This is a genomic window from Halomonas sp. (assembly GCF_031581305.1).
GTDB lineage: Bacteria > Pseudomonadota > Gammaproteobacteria > Pseudomonadales > Halomonadaceae > Halomonas.
Map to the genome: position 1 here is coordinate 1 of NZ_JAVLBC010000255.1, position 3,796 is coordinate 3,796.

The window sequence follows — 3,796 nt, forward strand, 5'->3', positions numbered from 1 at the left end:
GCCAGGGGCCCCACTGCAAGCGACGCCCCTCGTCGCCCTCCACCACCCAGCCGGTGAAGACGTTGTGGCGGTCGAGCAGCCGCGCCACCTCGGGGCTGACTGGCCGGCGGAACAACTGCTCGGCCGGCGCCTGCTGCAGGCTGCGACCGGCGTGCAGCACGCAGAGCCGGTCGGCCAGAGCGGCGGCCTCGTCGAGGTCGTGGGTAACCAGCACGATGGGGATGTGGATTTCCTCGCGCAGCAGGGCGAGTTCGCGCTGCAGGCGGCGCCGGGTGACCTGGTCCACCGCCGAGAAGGGTTCGTCGAGCAGCAGCACCCTCGGACTCCTGGCCAGGGCGCGGGCCAGGGCGACCCGCTGGCGCTGGCCGCCGGAGAGCTCGTCCGGCAGTCGGTCGGACAGACCATCGAGGCGCACCCGGGCCAGCCACTGCTCGGCGGCCCGAACGCGCTCCATGGCGGGCAGGTGATCCAGGGCCACCATGACATTGGCGCATGCATCCAGGTGCGGGAAGAGCGCATAGTCCTGGAACACCAGACCCACACGACGCTGCTGGGGACGCAGTGAGCGCCCCGCCTCGGCATCGAACCAGGTTTCGCCGGCACAGCGGATCATGCCTCGCGCCGGCCGGTAGAGTCCGGCGATGGCCCGCAACAGGGTGGTCTTGCCGCTCCCTGAAGGGCCCACCAGGGCCAGCAGCTCGCCGGCCTCGCAGTGGAAGTCGGCATCCAGCGGGATCGGCCCGGCCTGCTGCAGCTTGACCGCCAGGCGGGCCTGGCTCACAGGTGGGTCCGTCTCAGCCACGGCGCCACCTCCGGCGTCCTGTCAGGCCGTAGACCACTCCGATGGTCAGGAAGGAGACCAGCAGCAGCATGGCCGACATGACGGCGGCACCGGACTCGTCGAAGGCCTGCACGCGGTCGTAGATAGCAATGGCCAGGGTCCGTGTCTCGCCGTCGATCGCCCCACCGACCATCAGGATCACGCCGAATTCGCCGAGGGTATGGGCGAAGGTCAGCGCCAGGGCCGAGATGAGACCCGGCCATACCAGCGGCAGCTCGATACGCCAAAGTGTGCTGGCGGGAGAGAGGCCACTGCACCAGGCAGCCTCGCGCAGATTGGGAGGAATCGTCTCGAAGGCGCGCTGAATCGGCTGCACGGCAAAGGGCAGGTTGGCCACCAGCGAGGCGATCAGGATGCCGGTGAAGGTGAAGTTGAGCCCGCTACCGGTCAACGACTGCCAGGTGCTGCCGAAGGGGGCTTCCACGCCGAAGGCCTGCATCAGGTAAAAGCCCAGCACTGTCGGCGGCATCACCAGCGGCAGCGCCACCAGCGCTTCGCACAGCGGCTTGCCGCGAAAGCGCGAGAGCGCCAGGGTGCGTCCCAGCCAGAGCCCCAGCGGCAACAGCAGCAGGCAGGTCAAGCCCGCCAGGCGCAGCGAGACCGAAAGGGCCGTCCAGTCCATCAGGGGGGATTACCCTCGTCCGGCAGCCGAAAACCGTACGCCGCCAGGATCTCCCGAGCCACTGGCTGCTGGAGCCAGGCATAGAAGGCGCGAGCGGTCTCGCCGGCTCCCTCGATCAGCGCCATGCGCTGTACCAGAGGGGCATGCCAGGCCTCCGGGATCAGCACGTGCTCGCTGCGCTCGGCAAGCGTCGGGGCGAGCGCCAGGGACCAGGCCACCAGCCCGCCGCGGGCCTCGTCCGCCAGGGCGAAGCGTGCGGCCTGGGAGACGTTCTCGCCGAATATGCGCAGCGGCACCGAACTCTCCCAGAGACCAGCCTGGTCGAGGGCCTGGCGGGCTGCCACGCCATAGGGGGCATGCTCGGGATTGGCCAGGGCGATGCGCGGCCGGCCCTCCCCGGCCCGATGGGCGTCGATGGCTTCACGCACGCCGGCCAGCGGGTCCTCGTCACGGGGCAACTCTTCGCGACCAGCTGACTGCAACCACGCCAGTCGACCCACGGCATAGACGACGCCCTCGTCCACGGTGCGCCCCTCCTCATGGAGCGCCAGCACATAGGCCTCATCGGCGGAGAGATAGAGTTCGAAGGGCGCTCCCTGACCGATCTGGCGACGAAAGTTGCCGGAGGAGCCAAAGTTGAGACGCAGTTCATGCCCGGTCTCATCCTGAAAGCGCTCGGCGGCCTCGGTCAGGGCAAACTGCAGATCCGAGGCGGCGGCCACGGTCGGCACTTCCGCCAGGGCGACGGGGGGTATCAGGGCGAGCCAGGCAAGGAGAGTCAGGCGGAGAAAAGAGAGCATGCGATATTCCCGAACTGCGGTAGGGTGTTGCATTGTCGACCAGGCCTGCGCCGGGAAACAAGACAAGGCCGCAGAACCTGCTGCAGCCCTGATACGGGTCAGGGTTCATTGTATACAATGATCTACGCTTCAGGCACGGCGATGGGCCGAAGTCACGTCGAGGATCTTCAGGGTGTTGGTGCCGCCATGGGCATTCATGTGGTCGCCCCGGGTGAGGATGACGTGGTCGCCGGGGTCGGCAACGCCCTGCCTGACCAACACCGCCAGGGCGCGGTCGTTGAGCTCGGCGGGCGGAATGTCGCTGGTGTCGAAGGGCAGCGAGACCACCCCGCGATACAGCGCCATGCGCCGCTGGGCCACCGGGTTGTGGGCCAGGCCGACGATCGGCAGCCCCGAGCTGATCCGCGAGGCGATCAGCGGCGTGTAGCCGGAGGCGGTCATGCAGGCGATGGCGGCCACGCCTTCCAGATGGTTGGCGGCGTACATGGCGGAGAGCGCGATGGCCTCGTCAACCTGCGAGAAGCCCTCGTGGATGCGGTGGCCGGACTCCTGGATGCGACGCTCGCGCTCGGCGCCCAGGCAGACCCGATCCATGGCCTCCACGGTCTCCACCGGGAAGTCGCCGGCGGCGGTCTCGGCGGAGAGCATCACCGCATCGGTGCCGTCGAGCACCGCATTGGCCACGTCGAACACCTCGGCGCGGGTGGGCAGCGGCGAGTCGATCATCGACTCCATCATCTGGGTGGCGGTGATCACCGCACGGTTGAGCGTACGGGCGTGCTTGATGATGCGCTTCTGGGTGCCGATCAGCTTGGCGTCGCCGATCTCCACGCCCAGGTCGCCGCGGGCCACCATCACCGCTTCGCTGGCGCGAATGATGGCGTCCAGCGTCGCGTCGTCGGCCACCGCCTCGGCGCGCTCGAGCTTCGCCACCAGGCCGATCTCGGCGCCGGCCTCGCCGAGCCGCTCGCGGGCCTCCTGCATGTCGGCGGCGCTGCGCGGGAAGGAGATCGCCAGGTAGTCGACGCCGATCGCCACGGCGGTCTCCAGGTCGGCCTTGTCCTTCTCGGTGAGGGCCGGGGCCGAGAGGCCGCCGCCCTGCTTGTTGATGCCCTTGTTGTTGGAGAGCGTGCCGCCCACCGTCACGCTGGTGTGGATCAGGTGGTCGGCGACCCGGTTGACGTCGAGCACCACCCGGCCGTCGTCGAGCAGCAGGCGGTCGCCGGGGGCGACATCGTCGGCCAGGGTCTTGTAGTCGCAGCCGACACGGCTGGCGTCGCCCTCATCGCTGCCCAGGCCCATGTCGAGAATGAAGGACTGGCCCTCCTCGAGCGTCACGCTCCCCTCCTTGAAACGGGCGATGCGGATCTTGGGCCCCTGGAGGTCGCCCAGAGCGGCGACGCTGCGCCCCAGGCGCTCGGCGATCTCGCGGACCCGCGCCAGGCGCTGGCGATGGTCATCGGGACTGCCATGGGAGAAGTTGAGGCGCACCACGTCGACGCCGGCTTCGAGCATCGCCTCCAGGACGCCCTC

General features: G+C 69.2%; 4 protein-coding genes. All 4 read right to left on the reverse strand.

The window, feature by feature from the left end:
• Positions 1–781, reverse strand: a 781-nt coding sequence (locus RI841_RS15235) for an ABC transporter ATP-binding protein (RefSeq protein ID WP_310706482.1), incomplete at its 3' end; no start/stop codon positions are given.
• 13 nt (positions 782–794) lie between these two features.
• The gene (modB, locus tag RI841_RS15240) at positions 795–1,463 is read right to left on the reverse strand and encodes a molybdate ABC transporter permease subunit (protein ID WP_310706483.1); all 669 of its coding nucleotides are present in this window, start codon (positions 1,461–1,463) and stop codon (positions 795–797) included.
• Positions 1,463–2,263, reverse strand: coding sequence for a molybdate ABC transporter substrate-binding protein (gene modA, locus RI841_RS15245; protein ID WP_310706484.1), 801 nt, complete (start codon positions 2,261–2,263; stop codon positions 1,463–1,465). The genes modB and modA overlap by 1 nt, the downstream gene beginning before the upstream one ends.
• Before the next feature lie 129 nt (positions 2,264–2,392).
• A partial coding sequence (gene pyk / locus RI841_RS15250; RefSeq protein WP_310706485.1) for a pyruvate kinase occupies positions 2,393–3,796 on the reverse strand: 1,404 nt, incomplete at its 5' end.